At 32.8% G+C, this 19,108-nt stretch carries 21 protein-coding genes; 3 read left to right on the top strand and 18 right to left on the bottom strand.

Translation table 11 applies throughout. The features are described 5' to 3' along the window. Nucleotides 1-80 precede the first annotated feature (80 nt). The 3 genes from AXG55_RS08070 (at nucleotide 81) to AXG55_RS08080 (ending at nucleotide 4,110) form a co-directional block, all read left to right on the top strand. Nucleotides 81-1,091 (top strand): glycosyltransferase, encoded by a 1,011-nt coding sequence (locus AXG55_RS08070; protein WP_148697615.1) that lies wholly within the window; start codon nucleotides 81-83, stop codon nucleotides 1,089-1,091. A 232-nt stretch (nucleotides 1,092-1,323) separates the two neighbouring features. Further along, nucleotides 1,324-2,721, top strand: coding sequence for an RCC1 domain-containing protein (locus AXG55_RS08075; protein ID WP_148697616.1), 1,398 nt, complete (start codon nucleotides 1,324-1,326; stop codon nucleotides 2,719-2,721). A gap of 198 nt (nucleotides 2,722-2,919) precedes the next feature. Further along, the gene (locus tag AXG55_RS08080; protein WP_148697617.1) at nucleotides 2,920-4,110 is read left to right on the top strand and encodes an MFS transporter; all 1,191 of its coding nucleotides are present in this window, start codon (nucleotides 2,920-2,922) and stop codon (nucleotides 4,108-4,110) included. A 10-nt stretch (nucleotides 4,111-4,120) separates the two neighbouring features. Here the strand turns inward: AXG55_RS08080 and AXG55_RS08085 are convergent, their stop codons facing one another. The 18 genes from AXG55_RS08085 to AXG55_RS08165 all read right to left on the bottom strand — a co-directional run bounded on the left by AXG55_RS08085 (nucleotide 4,121) and on the right by AXG55_RS08165 (nucleotide 19,102). After that, nucleotides 4,121-4,531 (bottom strand): hypothetical protein, encoded by a 411-nt coding sequence (locus AXG55_RS08085; protein WP_148697618.1) that lies wholly within the window; start codon nucleotides 4,529-4,531, stop codon nucleotides 4,121-4,123. A gap of 297 nt (nucleotides 4,532-4,828) precedes the next feature. Then, the gene (locus AXG55_RS08090; RefSeq protein ID WP_148697619.1) at nucleotides 4,829-5,854 is read right to left on the bottom strand and encodes a glycosyltransferase family 32 protein; all 1,026 of its coding nucleotides are present in this window, start codon (nucleotides 5,852-5,854) and stop codon (nucleotides 4,829-4,831) included. A gap of 459 nt (nucleotides 5,855-6,313) precedes the next feature. Then, on the bottom strand, nucleotides 6,314-7,675 hold the full coding sequence (gene ltrA, locus AXG55_RS08095; RefSeq protein WP_233231087.1) for a group II intron reverse transcriptase/maturase: 1,362 nt from the start codon (nucleotides 7,673-7,675) through the stop codon (nucleotides 6,314-6,316). Nucleotides 7,676-8,226: 551 nt separating this feature from the next. Continuing rightward, complete coding sequence (locus tag AXG55_RS15145; RefSeq protein ID WP_148697621.1) at nucleotides 8,227-8,544, bottom strand: zinc ribbon domain-containing protein; 318 nt, start codon at nucleotides 8,542-8,544, stop codon at nucleotides 8,227-8,229. A gap of 20 nt (nucleotides 8,545-8,564) precedes the next feature. After that, nucleotides 8,565-8,858 carry a transposase gene (locus AXG55_RS15150; RefSeq protein ID WP_148698834.1) on the bottom strand — a complete coding sequence of 98 codons (294 nt, stop codon included), beginning with the start codon at nucleotides 8,856-8,858 and terminating at the stop codon, nucleotides 8,565-8,567. Nucleotides 8,859-9,001: 143 nt separating this feature from the next. Continuing rightward, nucleotides 9,002-9,415 carry an IS200/IS605 family transposase gene (gene tnpA / locus AXG55_RS08110; protein WP_148697622.1) on the bottom strand — a complete coding sequence of 138 codons (414 nt, stop codon included), beginning with the start codon at nucleotides 9,413-9,415 and terminating at the stop codon, nucleotides 9,002-9,004. A gap of 426 nt (nucleotides 9,416-9,841) precedes the next feature. Beyond that, nucleotides 9,842-9,967, bottom strand: a complete 126-nt coding sequence (locus AXG55_RS15045) for a hypothetical protein (RefSeq protein ID WP_272866900.1) — start codon at nucleotides 9,965-9,967, stop codon at nucleotides 9,842-9,844. 170 nt (nucleotides 9,968-10,137) lie between these two features. Further along, nucleotides 10,138-10,458 carry a hypothetical protein gene (locus AXG55_RS08115; RefSeq protein ID WP_148697623.1) on the bottom strand — a complete coding sequence of 107 codons (321 nt, stop codon included), beginning with the start codon at nucleotides 10,456-10,458 and terminating at the stop codon, nucleotides 10,138-10,140. A 65-nt stretch (nucleotides 10,459-10,523) separates the two neighbouring features. Beyond that, on the bottom strand, nucleotides 10,524-10,952 hold the full coding sequence (locus AXG55_RS08120; RefSeq protein WP_148697624.1) for an acyl-CoA thioesterase: 429 nt from the start codon (nucleotides 10,950-10,952) through the stop codon (nucleotides 10,524-10,526). A gap of 124 nt (nucleotides 10,953-11,076) precedes the next feature. Then, nucleotides 11,077-11,460 carry a hypothetical protein gene (locus AXG55_RS08125; protein WP_148697625.1) on the bottom strand — a complete coding sequence of 128 codons (384 nt, stop codon included), beginning with the start codon at nucleotides 11,458-11,460 and terminating at the stop codon, nucleotides 11,077-11,079. Between the two features lie 20 nt (nucleotides 11,461-11,480). Next, nucleotides 11,481-11,894 carry a DsrE/DsrF/TusD sulfur relay family protein gene (locus AXG55_RS08130; RefSeq protein ID WP_148697626.1) on the bottom strand — a complete coding sequence of 138 codons (414 nt, stop codon included), beginning with the start codon at nucleotides 11,892-11,894 and terminating at the stop codon, nucleotides 11,481-11,483. An 18-nt stretch (nucleotides 11,895-11,912) separates the two neighbouring features. After that, on the bottom strand, nucleotides 11,913-12,245 hold the full coding sequence (locus AXG55_RS08135; RefSeq protein ID WP_148697627.1) for a DsrE family protein: 333 nt from the start codon (nucleotides 12,243-12,245) through the stop codon (nucleotides 11,913-11,915). 44 nt (nucleotides 12,246-12,289) lie between these two features. Continuing rightward, nucleotides 12,290-13,150 carry a dienelactone hydrolase family protein gene (locus tag AXG55_RS08140; RefSeq protein WP_148697628.1) on the bottom strand — a complete coding sequence of 287 codons (861 nt, stop codon included), beginning with the start codon at nucleotides 13,148-13,150 and terminating at the stop codon, nucleotides 12,290-12,292. Between the two features lie 84 nt (nucleotides 13,151-13,234). After that, entirely contained in the window at nucleotides 13,235-14,686 is a 1,452-nt protein-coding gene (locus tag AXG55_RS08145; protein ID WP_148697629.1) for an ATP-binding protein, read from the bottom strand. Next, nucleotides 14,683-15,210 carry a D-aminoacyl-tRNA deacylase gene (gene dtd, locus AXG55_RS08150; protein ID WP_148697630.1) on the bottom strand — a complete coding sequence of 176 codons (528 nt, stop codon included), beginning with the start codon at nucleotides 15,208-15,210 and terminating at the stop codon, nucleotides 14,683-14,685. The genes AXG55_RS08145 and dtd overlap by 4 nt, the downstream gene beginning before the upstream one ends. Nucleotides 15,211-15,226: 16 nt before the next feature. Next, nucleotides 15,227-16,099 carry a CPBP family intramembrane glutamic endopeptidase gene (locus AXG55_RS08155; protein ID WP_148697631.1) on the bottom strand — a complete coding sequence of 291 codons (873 nt, stop codon included), beginning with the start codon at nucleotides 16,097-16,099 and terminating at the stop codon, nucleotides 15,227-15,229. A gap of 33 nt (nucleotides 16,100-16,132) precedes the next feature. Then, a complete protein-coding gene (gene hemL / locus AXG55_RS08160; protein WP_233231088.1) occupies nucleotides 16,133-17,443 on the bottom strand; it encodes a glutamate-1-semialdehyde 2,1-aminomutase in 1,311 nt (436 codons plus the stop codon). Nucleotides 17,444-17,446: 3 nt separating this feature from the next. Further along, nucleotides 17,447-19,102 carry a CTP synthase gene (locus AXG55_RS08165; protein ID WP_148697632.1) on the bottom strand — a complete coding sequence of 552 codons (1,656 nt, stop codon included), beginning with the start codon at nucleotides 19,100-19,102 and terminating at the stop codon, nucleotides 17,447-17,449. Nucleotides 19,103-19,108: the final 6 nt, after the last annotated feature.

Raw genomic sequence — 19,108 nt, forward strand, 5'->3', positions numbered from 1 at the left:
TAAAAAATATTTTAAATATTAATTACATATTGCGTTTTATTGAGAATCGGTCGCTATTTTAATTTAAGGAATATATCAATATGATTAATAAAATTCACTATATTTGGATAGGATCAATAATTCCAGAAAAGTATATTTACAATATTTCTTATCCATATTTTAATAGTGATAATAATATTTATATTTGGACAGATCAACCTATTAAGAATGAGAAAAAATTTCGTGATTATCTAGGATATTCCTCAAATTTACCAATGAAAAGATTATATTTTTATGATATTAATATCTTAGATTCTTATTGCAAAGAATTTCTTTTTCCTAGATTAGATTTTACTGAAAGAAAAACCTTTATTAATAGCATGATGCTAGAGTACAATTTTTATCCGGATCGTATCATTCCACATTACGATCTCGCCGTTTTCAAAAGATTAGGTAATCTAGCCACATTAAGTGATATTTTGAGACTCATAATTCTATATAAAGAAGGTGGAATATATATTGATTGTGATAATACTTTTAGAGGACAGTCGTACCACAGTAATGATATAAATAAAACTAAATTAGCACTCAAAAGAAAAAGGACTGAAAAATTTAAAATTCATTTACCTCATAAAAATATACTCTATTCCAATCAAAAATGGTTTGGGAACAGTATTTTAGCTTCACATTCAAAAGCAGAAGGCACATTAAAAATGTTTCGAAATACTTTAAATGCTATTTTTCAGCAATTAAATAATAAAGAAAAATCAAAATATTTTACTGATAAAAATTTGCTTAGTGAAAAATTTAGGGGAGATTCTCAATATAAACATTTTTTAGATCAGTTATTAAAAAATAAAATTATTAATTCAGATTCAGATTTACGTAGATTTGGAAAATTTAAATCAACTAAACTAAAAAATATGAATGAAGATTTTAGAGTTTATGAATGTTCTATTCCATTTATTTATCCCTATGCGGCCTTAGCAATTGCCATAGGTCCTGATAAGCTACAAGAATTTGAAGATTCTGAAATAAATAAACTATCAAGTGATTTTACATTTGATATAGAAGGTTTTATTAAGTTAAATTCAGATCAAGAATGGCTTTAAAATATTTTAATAAATATTTAATGAATTGGTAATTAATAATTCATTAAATATTTATTAATACTCAAAAAATTTTTCCATATTTATAAATTTAAAAAATAAAGCATTGACTAGAAACTACATTCCACTTTTGTTTGTTAAAAAAAATCCGAAAATAAAAAATGATACTTTCTGGAAAGTAACTTTTTATATTTTTAAGTAATTTTTTTTATGATTTAGCGAGTGATGGTTATTTATGAAAAAATCAAATTTTATTTGGCTGTTTTTTTTAATTCCTATTTACTATTTCCATAGTTGTGCTCCATCAATTAATTTACAAGATCCTCCTATGACACTAGTGCAATCTTTGAGCTCTGATGGGTCACTTAAAGATTTAGCAAAATCAGCTCTCGCTGCAGGGAAAGTTGCCCAATATACAACACATGGAGGAAAAAATGGACTTATCTCCTTGGGAGACGCTAATGGTTGCGTGGTGATGACTAAAGGATGGTTAAAATGTTGGGGAGAGAATTTTAATGGTCAACTTGGCTTAGGTTACATATCACCCAGCACAGAAGGAATTACCAATCCCACTTGGGCGAAAGCTGTTAATCCTAAAGAAGACGAAAATGACATTATAGCCTCTGTTGTTATGGGAAGATCATCGACATGTGCTCAATATGCAAGTGGTTATAAATGTTGGGGAAGGCAAGAACATGGCGTTCTGGGAAACAGAAAAACAGTTGAAAATGCCTTAGAACCTGAGCATGTCATAAATACTGAGAAACTGGTTTTAAAAGCCGTGCAGCTTAATGATGGATTTTCTTGTGTTCTCGATACTACGGAAAAAATCACCTGCTGGGGAGAAAATCACGTAGGTCAACTTGGTAATAGAAATAAAGATAAGTCGATTACGGGAAGTGAAGTTTTTTTAGAAGGCGTTGCAGCAACTGAATTAGTGTCTCATAATGCGGATAGCTGTGTTATTTTATCAACAGGAGAGGTAAAATGTTGGGGCAGAAATTTCTCTAATTCTTTTCCCTATTCTCCCGTCTCAATTACGACAGCTCATCCTGTAAAGTTTTTAGGGGGAGGTACATGTTATAGTCCTGCATTAATTTGTGCTGTTTTACAAGATACAACTGTTCAGTGTTTTGGAAATTCATTAAATCTACTTGGCGAATTTGGAAACGGAACATTTGACAGGCCTTCTTCTATTACAACAGGAGAATCTGTCAAAAAAGCAGAGGGAGGAGGAATTCTTAATGGTATTTCAATGATTGGATCTGGCGGAGCTAAATCACTCAGCGATAAAGCAACAAAGAAGACAGAAGTCTCATTCGCCTGTGCCGTAGGAGATCATAATACCTCTGTTTATTGTTGGGGAGCGAATGGTGACGGAAATTTAGGTAACAGTACTCATAATGATTCTAATGTTGCAGTTAAAGTGCATGAATCGTGGAATCAAAATTTGGATCATAATTTAATAATTATAGATTTAGCTGTTTCAGATGCTCGTGCCTGTGTTTTATTAAAAAATGAAGATGTGTGGTGCTGGGGTGGAGGACTTCATAATAAAGGTGAACTTGGCAATGGAAAATTAGATGGCACTTCGAATGTTCCTATTAAAATCTTAAATAGAAATGATGAATAATAAAATCGAATTTTAGCAACTCCATGTAATATAAACTTTTTATAATTTTCATCTCTCCATAGGTTATGACTCTTATAATATATTGATATTATAAAAAAATTATAATATACGAAATTTGGTCTATTTAAAATAAAGTAAAATCTCATTTATTTTAAATACAATGCCTTACAAGCACTTTTAATATAAGGACAATTTATTTTGAAAAAGTTTAGGACTTATTTCTCATCATTTTTGATGTCATTTATTGAGTGGTTTGATTTTCTTATATTTATCTATATTTTTATCGCTTTCTTTAAAAGCCAAAATGATTCTTCAATATTAAATGCTTTTCAGCAATTAGGTATTATCATCAGCTTTATTGCCCGCCCCATTGGAGCCTATGTCCTAGGCCTTGTTTCACTTAAAATAGGACGCATAACTTCACTACTTTATACCGTGAAACTCATGATGGTCGCCTCGTTTTTGTTAATTGTAGCCGCGTACATGACCGATCATCTTATTCTTTGTGCCACTATTGCCTTTATTGCGCGCTTTATTCAAGGTTTTTCAATTGGCTCTGAAACAAGTAGCAATTATATGTATATTTATGAAATATCGAAGAAAAAGGCTACGGGAGTGGCTATTGCCGGCGTGGGCGTAGCTTGCGGACAAGTTCTGGCTTCTTTTGCGCCCAACTTATTGAACGGCATTGGTTCTTTTCAAGATAAAATATTATGGGCTTATGGTTCCTCTATTTTATTATCCTTTGTGGTATTGTATTTAAGAAAATCCATGCCCGAAACCAAAGATCCGCGCTATCAAAATATCAAACAAAAAGTCAGCGTATTTAAAATCACCCATGAAATATTAAAAGCCGTGTTTCCTTTTGGGTTTCTCATTTATTACGTGCTCATTATTTTTCCAAAACATGCTGAACAGCACTATGGCATTTCAAAGGAATTTTCATATTATTATCTTACTTACGCTTGTCTTATTATTGCCTTTTTACCTCTATTATTTGCATCCATTGCCGATAAAATAGGAACGAGTAAAGTACTGACTCTAGCTATATATATGACTGTGCTTTTCATTCCCTTATTTTTATTAATTAAAGATCCTTTTTTTCAAATTACTTATATCGCCGCATTAAATTCTATTCATTTTTCTGTAGCTCTTGTGCGCGTCTTTAACGATGTGGGTACAGAACAGTTGTATTTGCATTTTCCTTTAATATATAATGTTATTATGGCAGCTTTATCCAGTTTTATTGTAGCCTTTTTTAATTCGGGTCTTGAGCATGATCATGTCTTTCTCATGTTCTTATTTGGCATAATTGCTCTTCATTATAAACATCTTTTCTTCTTCTTATTTAATCCGAAAAAAGCACAATCAAAAATATATGGGTCTTAATTAGAATTCTTTAATTAAGCTTAATTGGAAATATAGTTTGTAATTCTTTCATACTATATGGCTTTAAATAAATATGATCGGATAGTTCTCTAAACTGGTGATGAAAGAAAATCTTTGCAATTACAAGGGAACTGCTATCGGGTTTAAAGTGTCCAGAATAATTTGATAATTCAGTTAATTTTTTTATTTCATGATTATAATATATTTTTCCTGCTGCAATCACAGGCTGATAATTATTTAATGCAGAATGAGGAGCTATTTCAATTCCATCAGAAGTCAGATTTTGTCTTTTGCCATTTGAAAGTGTCATAATATTATCTTCATAGCCAAAAATAATAACACCAGATTCACTTATAACAAATCTATAGAATGCCGATCTATTTAAAGCTTGAATATCTGAAATTGTTAACATTTTAGGCATTGAAAAATTTCAATGTCTATATTTTGAGTCATCTTTTGGAGACATTAAAGATCTCCATTTAGGAGAAAAATTTATAAGTTTTTCAAATGTATTTTCAGATAATTGCTTTTTATTATTTATTTCTATTTGTGCACTTTTTATTAAATGTTTCATTGGAAATAAATTGTTGAAGAGATTTAGAGACCCCATATTATTCTTAAGATTACTTGTCTTTGTTGTCGTATCCATAGCAATATATCCAGTACTTTTCTTAACAAATTTTAGCTTATATTTTTTAAAAATAATATCTGCTGCTGACTATAGTTTTTTAAGTCTTGCAAAGCCGGGATTTTTCCAAGAATATAATAAAATGTCTTGATTTGGAATTTTAAAATAGTTTGACATCTCAGAAGTATAAAACATTGAATATTCCATAGAATTTTTATATTTAAAAAATATACCTAGTAATTCATAGCTAAAAGATAGGCAAGGGTATGAAAATGAAATATTTTCATTTTCATTCAGTTTTCTAAAATTTTTATAATCCTCTTTATTATAAAATTGTAAATATTTTGAATCATTTTTATCATTAAAAAATGACTTATTTAATTTCATAAATTTTTCATGATTAATATTTTTTTTAAAACTTTCAATATCTTCAATATGATCATTAAAAAAATCTGAATTATCATTTAATTGAAGTTCATAATACTGAAGTACATTTTCAAATGCATTTTTTTCAAATGCTATAATCATTTGATTTTCTAAAAGCCCTTGATTACCTACCATCATAATATAATAAAATTTAATATCAAATCCAGATGATTGAAATTTATTTTTTATCTCTTGAATATTTGAATAAAATTTCCTTCTTGAAGAATTTTCGATATCGCAATCTATATAAATTCCAGGAAGAAAATCTAAAATTAAAATTCTTGCTAAATCCGATGAAAATACATAAATATTATTTTTTATTAGTAAATTAAATATATCTATTATTCCCTTATAGACCAATTTGTATTTTGAAATTAAATTTTCTATCTCTATAACTTTTATATTGTGATATTTCCCATTTGCATCTGGAAGAGACCAATTATAAATATTTGGACTTATTTCTTTTAATTGCGATATTGTATTTTTATCATTAAAAAAAGTGAGCCCTTGGTTTTTTTGTTTAATTTTTTCAATATCATTATGTGTCGTCCACAATAAAATTTCAGCGTTACTATTGGAATATGACAAATATTTTTTCCACTCCCCTAAATTATTTTTCAATTCAACTGAAGGGACACTCCCTGTCCAAAAAAAACTAATAAAAATTGTATTATCATTAATATTTGGCATTTTTTTTCCTTTGATTGATATTAAATTCAACTCTTCAAGATAAAAATTTAATAGATAAGATAAGATTTTTTCTTAACCATTTTTGACTTTAAATAAATTATATATTAATAGCTAAAAAAATTATTATTTTTTTTAAACAGGCAATAGAAGACATATACAATAACATATTGATATAAAAGTGTAAAAATATTTTTTATTACAAAATAACTATAAATATTAATATCTAAAAATACTTCATATAAATACCTAATTTAATTAAAAATAATGGGATCTAGCGGAAATAATTTTGATAATAGCTTTTAGCAGCCAAAATTGATTTTACGGAAAATTAAGAAAATTTTGTTATGAAATATAATATAAATTAATACTTTCTCAAATTGAGTAGGTAGAAGCACAGTGTTACCACTGTGCAACCCCATTAGAACCGTACTTGCCCAATTAAGGCATACGGCTCCTTCACTAGCACCGCTTATAAGCGCTCGAGTTAAAGATAAGGCTATGCCGAATTGATGGTTTTGGAAAATCCACTCTCTTAAGAACTTCACTAAATTGTTTCCAATTAAAACTGCGTTTTTGACTTCGTCTATTGAGACATTTGAACATAAGGATTTTAACCACTTCCACGAATTGTGTAATTCGTTTTCTATTATCGTTAATTGCAAAATATTCTAGGTACCCGTTGACAATTCTTTTCGCATAATCAAAGAAATCTTTTCTGTGCATATTCTTATTAAAATATTCGGAAATTAATTTAATTTTTGCCCTGAATCGCAAGGAACAGGTTTTCCTTTTTACACGCCAGAAAATACTGTTTGTCTTTCTGGAAAATGATTTGCCCCACACATGAAGAAAACCAAGAAATGTGAATTTTGGTATTTTGTTTCCTCTTTTATGAAGATAATTTGCCACAAATTTTCCATTTGAAATAACCTTGGTTTTTAGTTCGTGTAATTCTAATCCAAATATATTCAACCGTTCTTTTAATTTAATTCTGAGTCTTTCAGCTAAATCCAAAGATTTAGCTGTGAATATCATGTCATCAGCGTAACGCACAATTGTGCAGCCAGATGCTAATTCATTTTTATTCAAGTTAACAAACCACTTATCCACCACTTCATGTAAATAAATATTTGCAAGGAGCGGTGATAAAACAGAACCTTGAGGAGTTCCTGTTTGATTGACTACAACTTTACCTTCGATATCAATACTTTTACACTTTATTAATTTAATTAATAGGTTTAAGAATCTTTTATCTCCAATTTTGTTACTAAGAATATTAATTAAAGGTTCGTGAGGTATATTTGAAAAGCATTTCTTAATATCCACATCCAGGACAGCCCTTGTTGAGCTATTCATCAAATCTTTGTCTAGTGTAGCCAATGCTTGATGGCAGCTTTTATTAGGTCTGAAACCAAATGAGAATTGATAGAAATGCGGCTCAAATATTGGTTCTAAAATCCTTCTTGCCGCTTCTTGGACTATTTTGTCCTCAAAGCATGCAATTGAAAGTGGTCTCTTAGTACCATCGGATTTAGGTATTTCTACCGTTCTTGTTGGCTTTGGGTAATAACTTCCATTTCGGATTTTAGATAACAATGCTTTTAAATTAATTCCTAATTCTTTTCCATATCCCTCCTTAGTTACCTTATCTGTTCCTACGGCTTTGTTTTTGTCCAAACTGTGGAAACACTCTCTAAGAAAATCCTCCGATAAAATATGCCCTAAATTGGTAAACTTTATCTTCGCATTTTCTTTTGATTTTAACTCTACTCGCAAGAGTTTCGTATTCGCTATTTTGTTCACTATGCTGGGTTGTTTCACAGCGTTTCCCTCTTGACGATTGCTAATTACTGGGTTCCTTCGCTCCATGATCATTACTCACTTCCCAACTACTATGAACCCTCTGACTTTTCATATCTCATGTTGATTTGCTATGGTTTTATCCTTTTGCTTGTCAGTTCTGTATTTCTACAGTGAGAATATGAAATCTCCCGTGTTGACTGACAGATTTCTTTGTACATGCCGAGCTTAACAACCCCGCTCTTGCCAATTACATCTCACGTCTATCGAAGTAATTGATTTTGGTTTCCGCTGGACGTACGGCGTCACCCAAGAGGTTGAAGGTACTTTCGGGACTAAATCGCTTCACGTTTTCACATTTCGGCCTGCACAATTCGCTCCATACGCTTAGTGCAATTCATCACTAAATTACACTCAATGTTCGCTACAACGTGGTTACGTTATTCCTTCGTTGTGTGGACTTACACCACCAAACCTATCGCCCTTTGCACGGCGCACACATCCTTCCCTCCCTAAAAACCTCCTAACGTCGATTTTTTGAGGAAGGGGATTCCTTAGATACAAAAGCAAAACTAGCTAGAATTTTTCTTCGTACGAGTCGGCCTATCATGCCCGATAGGGAACATGTTCTTGTATGCGTTGAGTATGTTTATACTCGCATTTACATCACGATCATGGATCGTATTGCACTTTTCACATGCCCATGTTCTTACTCCAAGCCCGATCCGTGGTAGTATTTCACTACACTTTGAGCACGTCCGAGTTGAATCTCTTTCTGAAATTTCTTTGTATATTGAAGCAGCTCTAACGGCTTTGTACTTCAACATATTTTTAAATATCCCTATTCCTGAATCGAGTGATATTCCTGATAGCTTTTTATTGCGATTCATGAATTTACAAGGAACATCACCTACAACAATAAGAGAATATTTTTTACAAGTTTTGTAGATTCCTTATGCAAATAATCTTGCCTTATATTAGCAACTTTTACATGTAGTTTTCTTTCTTGTTTTGCTTTGGGAAAAGAATGATATTTTTTACTTTTAGATTGTTTTCTTTGTGCAAACTTTTGGCATCTTTTTAAATACCGCATTTTTGCTAAAGCATTTTTTCTTAAGTTGGGTCTATCAATCTTTTCACCATTTGAATATGTTGCAAGAGTTTTAATTCCAATATCTATCGCAATTTCTTTATCATCATCTATTAACTTAACGGATTTATTTTTAAGAGCATCTTATTGAGTTTGTTTACAAAAATTCCATACCATGTTTACAGAACGAGACATTTGAGAGAGCACTCTATTTGCTTTCCCTGAATCTTTAATTCTGTAGCGATATATTGTTATCATTAATGATCAACTCCACCTTGATTTTCAATATACCTTTTCAGAACATTTATAGGAGCACTGCCTACACTTATTAAGCAATAAGATGTTGTCCAAAAAGATTCTTCCCAAAGTTTCTTTTTAATTTCAGGAAATTCTTTTTTAAGAAGTCTACTTGTAGCTGATTTCATCGCATTTATATATTTAGAAAGTTCACAGTTTGGTTTAGTTCTAAGCAAAAAATGAACGTGATCAGGTTCCCCATTCATTTCCTTAATTTTTACATTGTGGCTTACCCCAATATATTCTGCAATTTCTCTTAGTCGCAATAACATTTTTTGATTTGTTAAAACTTTTTTTCTATATTTAATAACCAAAATCAAATGATAGTTTAAACTAAATACAGAATGATTATTAGAATCTAACTCAAACGTCATGAATCTCCCCTATTAATTATAGGGTACTACCGATTTATTTAAATATCAAATTTTCTATATCAAAAATTAATAATTATAATTACGTCTGATTAATAAGACGGCTAAAGCCAACTTTCGATAAGCAAAAATTCCTATCGTCTTTTTGCATGCCTCGTCAGGCTTTCAATTAAACCTTGCACCGTTTGGTGCTGCGGTCTTTTCAGCTCACTTATATCCCCGACTTTAGAAGTCGGGGATATACGTTCGTTTCTGGTAAATAATTTAAATAGCGAAAATTTAATTAATTCTTCCTTCAAAACTATAAGCATTCATTGAATACTCCGTTCACTTGGACTCTATTTTCTGACAATTGTCACTTTAAAGCTTCTCTATATATTACCGAAACACAATATCGTAGCCAAGCAGGGAGGGCATTGATATGGGCGATTACAAATGTTTACTATGCAAATCTGAAGCAACAATAACAACGAATGGCAAGGACGAGCTTGCTAGCATTGACTGCCCAAACTGTGGCGCATACCGGGCAACAGAGAAAAATATTAGGTACGCCATGTATAATCCCTTGAGCGATAAAGAATTAGCAAAGGTAAGCTGCGAAATTCAAAGCGACCCCGATTATCTTCTAAAAAATACCCTCTATTTTTAGTTATTTTAGATAGCATTCACTTAATATAGTCTTCTGAAAATCTGTGAACAAGAAAGTGCAAAACTTATTAATAAAATTATTTTATTTTATTAAATGTTATTTCAAAATTATACCCTATAAAAACTGACACTTGAGCCATAACCATAAGAGAAATATCTTCTGTTTCATCCATTAACCTCTTATAATCTTTATTAGTAAGGTCAATATATTTGCAAAAGTCATTCTTATTCATATTCTTTTCATTTAAAAAAGAATTTATTTCTTTAATTAAACTCCTCTTAGCTTGGGTATAATTACTCTTAACACCGAACCATTTTTTTTCCAATTCAGAATCAGAGTCATGCTTAGCAAGTGTAAAGGTTTTATTTTTTTCAGCCATATAAAATCTTTCTTTCATTTTTAAAATACCTATTTTTATTGAACTTATCTAATAATATATATACTATTTGTCAATTAATTAATTTATAAACTGATTGGCTCAGAAACAAAATATTTTTCAACAAGATTTTTAAATTCTTCGGGTAGTTTTAATATTTTATTTTTCTTAAAATGAAATCCGACTAACTTCACATTGCCAATTGCTGAAATAATATTTTTGTCGGTATTATAAACCACGGAATTTATTTTAACAGAGCATAAATTCAAATCAAAAAAACAGGATGTGATTTTAATATTATCTAAAAAATGAAGCTCTGATTTATAATAAAAATGAATTTCATTAACAATTAAAGAACATTCTTCCTGTCCTATGGATAATTCATTTAAACCATATTTTTCGAATAAAGAACAGCGAGCATCATGGACAAGGGTCACCAAGCGATCGTGCCCCACATGATTGCCATAATTTAAATCACCTATACGCATTTGATAGTACTTTTCATTTGGATTCATATGATTTCCATTTTTAAATAAAGGTTAATATAATAACACGTATCAAAAATAATTTACACACAACACGAAATAAAATTAGGGAGTAAATTATGAAAAATCAAATTTTAAAAATATTTTTTTAATTCTACCAATGCAAAATATGATTATATTTAGAAAATAATTGAGGACATTCTTTTACAGATATTTTTTGAGCACCTGTTAAAAAATTTTCAATTTCTATACCGCGTTCCACAGCGTCTTCAGATATATAAAATACCATCACACCTTTTTCCATAATTTTAGCAATGTCATTTGCAATGTGAGGAGGTTGGGTTTGTCTTTTTTGACCGAACATAAGACCGGAAGCATTTTGCTTTATTGATAAATAATTTATGGCATGACCTCTTAATAAAATATCTATGTTACCCCCGGCATCTTTTAAAATATGGCTGAGCCAAATAATGGTGTCGTCTTGTTCCTCTAAAGTACCACGATAAGCCGACTCAACAATTTGCAAAATCTTTTTCATATTCACACTCTTTTTAATTCTCACCGGGTGGGAATGACTAAAACATTATCTGAGTTTTCTATAAATTTAAGCAGCTCAGTGGGGCCATTGCGACGCATTTCGGGAGCATATTCACCAGCACCCCGTTCATCGACGCAAAAGCCGCACTGAACCCAATCTATTTTAGAACCTGAGATTTTTGCCTGCTCATAAATTGCGGCTATCCAGTCTTTTGTTGTGGGGTGATCTTCCTCTTCAACGCTACGGCCATGCACAGGATTGGAATGGGGTTTTTGACCCGCAAAGGCTAAGGAAACAGCGCCCTCATAGGCAAAGACATTAACATCAATTCCTTTATTAACGGCAATACCTATTAGACGCAAAGCTGTTGTGCTGCGCGCACTTTCAAAGGGAGGATCCATTAACACAAAAGTTAATTTTTTCTTGGTCGACATAGCTATATCCTTGAACTATTAAGAATGCCATATAACCTTTGTCTTAGTTAATAATTGCTCAATAATAAAATCCAAATGAGATATCATAATTCCCTCTAAAATATTTTCTTTGCCTAAGCCTCGTTCCTTTAAAGAAAAATCATCAACATAAATAGGAATATCTGATGAAATTAAATTTGAAATAGAATTAAAATTAGGAATATTTTTTCTTAAAGAAAAAACTGCATTTTGCAGAAAAAATAATTTTACATTATTTTTTTGTAACTTTAAATTAAGCGCGAGATAATAAAAATTATTAATATTTCCTGAATCAAAATGATCTGTTGACGAAATTAATAAATATTGATCCATAAGAAAAAGATCGCCTTTATTTTAATTAAAGTACTAATTTTATATTAGTGGCTTTTAATCCAATCAAGCATTTGTTTGAGAGCATCATCGGAGGCATCTTTATTATAAGTAGGTCTGTAATCTGCAAAAAAACCGTGATCCGCATCGGGATAAAGTATGATTTTAGAACCACTGCTGCCTTTATCTAATACTTCTTCCATTTGTTCCACATGTTCTTTGGTAATATAAGTATCTTTTCCACCATATAATCCAAGAACAGGAACCTTTAAAGTTGCCGCAATATCAATAGGCATTTGAGGTGCTTTTTGATTTCCTTGTTGTGGTCCTGGAACGAGAGGACCGTACCACGCAATGGCCGATTTGATTTTAGGATTATGTGCGGCATAAAGCCAAGTTGCTTTACCACCCCAACAAAAACCTGTCATAGTTATTTTATCTAAATTGGCACGTTTTGTTGATCCTAAATATTTTACAGTGGCATCGAGATCCCCATTAACTTGCTCGTTAGTTACTTTAGAAACAACCTTAGCTATAATATCTGGAATTTCTTTTATTTTAGTCACATCACCTTGGCGATAATAAAGATCGGGGGCAATGGCAAAAAAACCAAGTTTGGCAAAGCGTCTGCAAAGATCTCGAATAAATTCATGCAAACCAAAAATCTCATGGCTGATCATTAAAACTGGAAACGGTCCTGTTCCTTTAGGCATGGCTTGATAAGCTGGAATTTTTAATTTTCCAACAGGAATTTTCACATCTTTCGCTTCAATTCCTTCGGTATCGGTCATAATTGCTGAGTGAGCAATAGGTAACACAGCCAATGCGAATCCGGCAGCGGCAACAGTTTTATAAACAAAGTCTCTTCGATTCATTTGATTGCTCTGTGAACTTAAGTCTTTATCCATGTGATAAATTCCTTGGCAATAAGGTTGAATAAAAAAACAAATATATAAATAAAAACATCTGCACAAAAGTAACAAAAAAAATTATCAAAATATTGTAAGTAAGTCAATTTTCTTTTTACTTGGATTTTTAGGTAACATAATTGTAAATACACTTCCTACGCCTACTTCACTGCGTAAAGAGATAGAACCACCATGCGCTTGGACAACATGTTTTACAATAGCGAGACCTAAACCGGAACCACCGCCTAAACGATTGTGTGATTTATCGACGCGATAAAAGCGTTCGAAGGCGCGAATACGAGAGTGATTTGGAATTCCAATACCGGTATCTTCTAGAAATATAATATGATGTGTTTCATTTTTACGAACACTAATTTTAACTATACCACCAGGGCGATTGTATTTTACAGCATTATCAACTAAGTTAACAAGAACAGAATCAAAGCGTTGTGCGTCAACATATATTTCTTCAATTTCGGGATCCACATCGGAAAGAATTTCGACTTCAGCTTGTTTTGCTTTGGGCAAAATATTTTCGACAACTCTCCGTAGTCCTTCTTGAATATTATAGGGTTTAATAACTAAGGTTAAGGAACCCGATTCTAATCCTGTTACGATAAGCATTTCATCAATTAATTTGGTTAAATTTTCCGAGTTTCTAACAATAACAGATAAAAAATTTTGTGCTGTTTCGTTATTTAAAAGAACAGGGAGATCTTGAATAATTTCGGCATAACCTCGAATGGCGGCAATAGGTGTTTTTAATTCGTGACTCACATTGGCAAAAAATTCGCGACGGATTTCTTCTCCCTTATGAATATCTGTTAAATCAAAAAGAAAAATCATAAATACAGGTTTTTGCTGTTCCGATTGCAAGACCACGATTTTGACGCGCACACGACGAATTTCGGGACCATCTAAATGCAAGGACTCAATAATTTGCGCTTGAATAGATTGATTTTCTTTAATATCTTGAATCATTTTTTGGATAATTGCAGAAAGTTCTACGCTACGTAAAACTTCAATCACATCACGATCGGTTACGTCAGAATACCAGCCAATCCAACGCCGCACCGTATTATTAACTTTTAATATTTTTCCTTCATGATTGACAATGACAACGCCTTCACCAATGGCCGCAAATATTTCATCTAATCGTGAGGTTTGTTCGCGCGCTTCCAAAATACTGCCACGCATTCTTTTCGCCATGTCTTGCACAGCACGCGCAATTCTTGAAAATTCATCATTACCAACAATGGGAAGGCTATCAATTCCCGCATCAAATCCACCATGACGCGTAAGCTGCATAAGAGAATGAGTAGGTTTATCGACAAGAATATATAAAATAAAATAACAATAAAGTAAAAATAAAGGTAACACAAAAAACAAAGGTAAAAAATGATAAAGTACCAATGAAAAAATAGTTCCAATAATAACACCCAAAAAAATACGCTGTTTTACAGTGCTTGGATAAAACACAGATATCAAAGGTCGTAAATTCGCTTTTACATTAATAAAATGCGATTTAAAACTCACATAATCCCCTTTATTCCTGAATCAAAAACCAATGTAACAGGTCCATCGTTGCAAAAGGATACTTTCATATCTGCTGCAAACACACCGCTATAAACCAAAGATTTTTCATATTTTAAATTGAGTATATCTAAAAATTTTTCATATATGGGTTTTGCCAAAAGTGGTTTGGCGGACATGGTAAAACTGGGACGATTTCCTTTGCGACAGTCACCAAAAAGAGTGAATTGACTAATGATATATATGCCGCCTCCAAAGTCTTTTACAGACAGGTTCATTTTACCTTCACTGTCTTCAAAAATCCGTAAAGAAACAAGTTTTTCAGCTAATTTTTCCATGGAGGGAATAAATTGTTTTAAAACATGAGGAACATTTTCTTCAGAAATATCGGCCTGTATTTCTTTAAATCCTATGCCAAGTAAAATAACAAGACCCTGATCCATTTTTCCTTGGGAATTCCCTTCAATTAAAACTTCGGCATGCTTTGCTCGTTGCACGACACAGCGTAGAAATAAATTTTCTAACATTTAAAAAAACTCCAAATTATTTATGTCCGATATAAGAAGGATAAGTAAAGAAAATAAAGTGAACCAGATTAAAGCCAAAATGAATTAATATTGCAGATTCAATTTTAAATGATTTTTGATAAACATATCCATACCAAATTCCTGAAAAAAATGCAAAAATAGCGTATAAAATACCTCCCTGTACATGATTTAAACCAAAGGCTACAGAGGTCAATACTATGGCAAAAATATCTGCCCCTTTTTTCATTTTTAAATTTTTACTGAGAAAATCGAATAGATTTTTTTGTAAAAAGCCTCTAAAAAAAGCTTCTTCAGCAACACAGGTTAAAAGTAAATTATTAATAATAAAAAGATATGTATCACTAGGAATTTTATAATTAATTTTTACAAAATGAGACAGCAATGCGGGAGTGAGTAAAAATAAGAGTAAAGTAATTAAGGGCAGTGGAAATTCTTTTATAGTTTGAAACCAATCACTTAACTTTTTTGACTTTTTTATTAAAAATGCGGTTAATATAATTCCACAAACGGATTTTTCAATTTCAATTGACATCCAAAATGGTTTTGACAAGGGGCTAAATGTGACGCCTTGAAAAATAGGGATGGATTTTGACTCTGGAATTATTTTTAAAATTACAACCGTTATAAAAGTAGCAATTACCAATAATAATGCAAATTTTAAAAAATTATTTTTTACAGACGTATAATAGTAACATGAAAAAGAAAATAAAATAATTAAGAGTAAGGAAGGATAAGAAATATATCCTAAAAAAAATGTTATAAATGAAAAAATAATTGCAATGGTAACAGAAATTTCTACTTTACTAAACAACCAAATAGAAAGGGAAGAAATTCCAATGAGGAACAATAAAACTTCCGCTCCAAGCATGAATTTATTTCCTTTAAAAAAAACACCGCAGTTTTAAGCTACGGTGTCTAATTCTTGCTTCACAATTTCAACCATAAGTTGGATATCATTTTCTTCTATACAAGTACTTAAAAAGCCGACTTCATAGCCACTTGGCCCTAAATAAATACCATTTTGTAACCAAGAATGATAAACTTTATTAAACATATTCATATTTGTCGAAGAAACTTCAGCAAAATTTTGTGGAGGAACATTTGTTCCAAAAAAGAAGCAGAAAAAAGACCCTATACGCACAAAACTCACCTGTGCTTTTTCAATATAGGGGGTTAATAATTTAGCAACAATTTTGTCTAAATATTTACCCAAGTTTTCAAGCTTTTCAAAGGCATTTTGCTTTTCCATTTCGCAAAGAGTAGCATATCCTGCTACCATCGCAAGAGGATTTCCCGATAAAGTTCCCGCTTGATAAGCGTTACCTAAGGGAGAAATGGTTTGCATAATTTCTTTTTTACCACCATAAGCTGCCGCCGGAACACCGCCGCCCACAATTTTACCAAACGTCCAAAGATCGGGTTGAACATTAAAATAGGTAGCACTACCGCCACGCGATAAACGGAAACCAGTCATCACTTCATCAAAAATGAGAACAGAACCATTTTCTTTTGTTACTTTACGTAAAAATTCTAAAAATCCAGGCTTTGGTAAAACAAGACCCATATTAGCTGCTACGGGTTCAATAATAACAGCAGCAATGTCATTGCCATATTGCGCAAAAATCTCACGAATACTTTGTTCGCTATTATAAATTCCTGTCAAAGTGTCTTGAGTTGTTCCTGCTGGAACTCCAGCAGAACTGGTGTTACCTAAAGTAGCTAAACCACTGCCCGCTTTCACAAGAAATTGATCGGCATGACCATGGTAACAGCCTTCAAATTTCACAAATTTATTACGATTTGTAGCTGCTCTGGCAGCACGCACAGCGCTCATAGTAGCTTCAGTACCACTGCTGACAAAACGCATCATTTCAATACCAGGAATCCATTCTTGAATTTTTTCAGCAAGACGTGTTTCCAATTCCGAAGGAGCGCCAAAAGTAACAGCCTTGTGAAGTTGTTCTTGCATGGCTTGAATGACGACCGGATGCGAATATCCTAAAATGAGCGGCCCCCAAGAAGAACAAAAATCAACATATTTATTGCCATCGATATCAAATAAATTTTTTCCTTGGCCATGGGAAAAAACAAGAGGTGTTCCTCCCACAGAGCGAAAGGAACGCACCGGTGAATTTACGCCACCCGGAAAGACTTTACGACTTCGCTCCATAACAGATTCAGATTTTTCATAACTACGTTGAATGGTCTTCAAAATTTAAACTCCCTCTTTTCTTTTTGAATTGACCAATGCGGCTGCAATAAAATCTCTAAAAAGAGGATGCGGCGCAATAGGGCGACTCTTCAATTCAGGATGGGCTTGACAGCCTAAGAACCAAATATGATTTTCTAATTCCATCATTTCAACAAGCGTACCGTCGGGGCTTTCCCCAGAAACGATAAAACCCGATTCTTCAAAACGATTTCTAAATTCCGGATTAAACTCATAGCGATGACGATGACGCTCGCTCACACGGTCAGCATGATATGAATCAAATGCTTTTGTATTACGACGCACAATGCAATCGTAAGCACCAAGGCGCATGCTACCGCCTTTTTTACGCACACCATACTGACTTTCCATCAAATGAATGATTTTATTTTTTGCATTGGCATCGAACTCTTCCGAAGTGGCATCGACAAGACCAAGCGCATTGCGCGCGTATTCGAGACACGCCAGCTGCATTCCTAAGCAAATACCAAAAAATGGAACATCATTTTCACGAGCATATTGGATAGCGGCCATTTTACCTAAAACACCACGATCGCCAAAACCACCTGGAACAAGAATAGCATCATAGCAAGAAAGCATTTCCTTTGCGTTAGAAGCGTTTAATTGTTCAGAATCGATACCAACTATGTTCACTTGTGATTCGTTCGCTATGCCCGCATGAGTGAGCGCTTCGTACACAGATTTGTAAGAGTCCCTTGTTCCCATATATTTGCCCACAACAGCAATTTTAAGATCGTGTTTCGGACGCTCAATACATTCAATAATTCGATTCCATTCATCTAAATTCGGTTGTGCTGTCCAAATGCCAAGCAATTCCACAATGCGGGAATCGAGCCTTTGCTCATGATAAATAATAGGCATTTTATAAATACTATCCGCATCAAGTGCTTCAAAAACACTTTCTTTCGGTAAATTACAGAATGTTGAAATTTTCATACGCACATCAGGAGCCATAGGCTGATCGGCACGGCAAATTAAAATGTCGGGCTGAATCCCAATGGAGCGCAGCTCTTTTACGGAATGTTGCGTTGGTTTTGTTTTTAATTCCCCCGCTGCCCGAATATAAGGGACAAGGGTAACATGGATAAAAATAGAATTTTCTTTTCCAACATCGTTGCGAAACTGGCGAATTGCTTCGAGAAATGGTAGACTCTCGATATCGCCAATGGTACCGCCAATTTCTACGATGGAAACATCAGCCCCTTCAGACGCAGTGATGATGTTTGCTTTGATTTGATCCGTAATATGCGGAATCACTTGTACTGTTCCGCCCAAATAATCGCCACGGCGTTCTTTGCTAATGACGGTATCGTACACTTGTCCCGAGGTAAAACTATTGCGTTTCGCAAGATTCGCTTTGGTAAAACGTTGATAATGACCCAAATCCAAATCTGTTTCAGCGCCATCATCGGTTACAAAAACTTCGCCATGTTGGAAAGGGGACATTGTACCAGGGTCAACGTTAATGTAAGGATCCATTTTCGTCATTGAGACACGTAACCCACGTGTCTCAAGTAGGGCTCCAATGCTTGCTGCGGCAAGCCCTTTACCTATACTGGAGACGACTCCGCCGGTAACGAATATATATTTTACAGGGTGTTGAGAGAACCGCTTAGGGGCCTTACTATCATTATGTTGCATTCGACT

Origin of the sequence: Silvanigrella aquatica, assembly GCF_001907975.1 — a bacterium.
Classification (GTDB): domain Bacteria; phylum Bdellovibrionota_B; class Oligoflexia; order Silvanigrellales; family Silvanigrellaceae; genus Silvanigrella; species Silvanigrella aquatica.

Excerpts from the sequence above, each read along its gene's own strand:
- AXG55_RS08070 (WP_148697615.1), top strand. The coding sequence starts at position 81 with ATGATTAATAAAATTCACTATATTTGGATAGGATCAATAATTCCAGAA.
- AXG55_RS08075 (WP_148697616.1), top strand. The coding sequence starts at position 1,324 with ATGAAAAAATCAAATTTTATTTGGCTGTTTTTTTTAATTCCTATTTAC.
- AXG55_RS08085 (WP_148697618.1), bottom strand. The coding sequence starts at position 4,531 with ATGCCTAAAATGTTAACAATTTCAGATATTCAAGCTTTAAATAGATCG.
- AXG55_RS08090 (WP_148697619.1), bottom strand. The coding sequence starts at position 5,854 with ATGCCAAATATTAATGATAATACAATTTTTATTAGTTTTTTTTGGACA.
- AXG55_RS15145 (WP_148697621.1), bottom strand. The coding sequence starts at position 8,544 with ATGAATCGCAATAAAAAGCTATCAGGAATATCACTCGATTCAGGAATA.
- tnpA (WP_148697622.1), bottom strand. The coding sequence starts at position 9,415 with ATGACGTTTGAGTTAGATTCTAATAATCATTCTGTATTTAGTTTAAAC.
- AXG55_RS15045 (WP_272866900.1), bottom strand. The coding sequence starts at position 9,967 with ATGGCGTACCTAATATTTTTCTCTGTTGCCCGGTATGCGCCACAGTTT.
- AXG55_RS08115 (WP_148697623.1), bottom strand. The coding sequence starts at position 10,458 with ATGAAAGAAAGATTTTATATGGCTGAAAAAAATAAAACCTTTACACTT.
- AXG55_RS08120 (WP_148697624.1), bottom strand. The coding sequence starts at position 10,952 with ATGAATCCAAATGAAAAGTACTATCAAATGCGTATAGGTGATTTAAAT.
- AXG55_RS08125 (WP_148697625.1), bottom strand. The coding sequence starts at position 11,460 with ATGAAAAAGATTTTGCAAATTGTTGAGTCGGCTTATCGTGGTACTTTA.
- AXG55_RS08130 (WP_148697626.1), bottom strand. The coding sequence starts at position 11,894 with ATGTCGACCAAGAAAAAATTAACTTTTGTGTTAATGGATCCTCCCTTT.
- AXG55_RS08135 (WP_148697627.1), bottom strand. The coding sequence starts at position 12,245 with ATGGATCAATATTTATTAATTTCGTCAACAGATCATTTTGATTCAGGA.
- AXG55_RS08140 (WP_148697628.1), bottom strand. The coding sequence starts at position 13,150 with ATGGATAAAGACTTAAGTTCACAGAGCAATCAAATGAATCGAAGAGAC.
- dtd (WP_148697630.1), bottom strand. The coding sequence starts at position 15,210 with ATGTTAGAAAATTTATTTCTACGCTGTGTCGTGCAACGAGCAAAGCAT.
- AXG55_RS08155 (WP_148697631.1), bottom strand. The coding sequence starts at position 16,099 with ATGCTTGGAGCGGAAGTTTTATTGTTCCTCATTGGAATTTCTTCCCTT.
- AXG55_RS08165 (WP_148697632.1), bottom strand. The coding sequence starts at position 19,102 with ATGCAACATAATGATAGTAAGGCCCCTAAGCGGTTCTCTCAACACCCT.